Consider the following 688-nt stretch of genomic DNA (forward strand, 5'->3'; position numbering starts at 1 on the left):
GCGCAACTTGTTTGATTGATAATGACATCCACGAGTTGAAATTCAATTCGGAAGTCGAGCCAGTGAACTTAGGAATGAAGTTGAGTCGAGCGAAATGAGTGAAGAGTTTCTAAAATACTACAATCGTGAATTGGCCTATCTGCGACACAAAGGACAAGAGTTTGGCGAGCAATATCCTAAAATTGCGGCTAGGTTACGTATCAGCGAAGAACAAGTTGAAGACCCACATGTTGAACGTCTGTTGGAAGGTTGTGCTTTTTTAACCGCTCGGATAAGACAAAGTCTGGATAACAGTTACCCACAGTTTACGGAATCACTGATGGGACAGTTATATCCGGACTTTCATGCGCCAATTCCTTCGATGTCAGTAATCAAATTGAACTGTTCAGAGTCAACCACTAGTTCATTTGCTATTCCTGTGGGTGAAAGAGTCGAAGTTAGTGCCCCTGGATATCAAGATTGCCAGTTTCGAACCGGTTACCCGACAACAATGTATCCACTCGATATTATCTCTGGTTCATTTGAGAACGCGCCTTTCAAGCCTACTGGCTCTAAGTGGGAGCATAATGCGCACTCTGTACTAAGGTGTCAGCTGAGTGCTCATGATTCAGAGTCCTCTATCAATTTCATGGGTATCGATTGTTTGCGTTTGTACTTAAATGGACAGACGCAATTAACACTCAAGATA

Annotated in this window: 1 protein-coding gene and 1 pseudogene; both read left to right on the plus strand. The window is 42.9% G+C overall.

Annotated elements, in window-relative coordinates:
- A pseudogene (locus R8N49_RS27345) lies at positions 1-98 on the plus strand (type VI secretion system baseplate subunit TssE); the annotation flags it as partial.
- The coding region (locus tag R8N49_RS27350; protein ID WP_318190480.1) for a type VI secretion system baseplate subunit TssF at positions 95-688 on the plus strand (594 nt) is incomplete at its 3' end. The pseudogene R8N49_RS27345 and the gene R8N49_RS27350, both read left to right, overlap by 4 nt.

Source organism: Vibrio sp. 1978 (assembly GCF_033344345.1).